This is a genomic window from Lentisalinibacter orientalis (assembly GCF_040706535.1).
In the GTDB taxonomy this organism is placed as follows: domain Bacteria; phylum Pseudomonadota; class Gammaproteobacteria; order Steroidobacterales; family Woeseiaceae; genus Lentisalinibacter; species Lentisalinibacter orientalis.
Genome location: NZ_JAPDRJ010000015.1, coordinates 1 through 261 on the forward strand (window position 1 = coordinate 1; position 261 = coordinate 261).

1 protein-coding gene is annotated in these 261 nt (G+C 63.6%); it reads right to left on the bottom strand.

The features are described 5' to 3' along the window. The coding region (locus ACJMK0_RS19220) for a DUF4437 domain-containing protein (protein ID WP_405240905.1) at nt 1-261 on the bottom strand (261 nt) is incomplete at both ends.

Here is a 261-nt window from a genome sequence, read left to right on the forward strand (position 1 = left end):
AGAGCTCGTGGTGCTGGTCGCTCTCCACCAGGCTCGGCTCCGCGGTGTTGTACATCATCAGCAGGAGCGCGCCCTGCTCCGAGCTGAGCTCGGGCAGCGCATAGCCCGCCGGCACGAAGAAGTAGTGCCCGCGGTTACAGACCTTGTCGCCGAGTCTGATGCTGCCCTCGATGACGATGAACTCCAGTTCGGAGTAGCTGAAGCCGGGGGGCTGGCGATAACCGGAGTCGAGCTGCACGGTCATCGTGCAGGAACCGATCT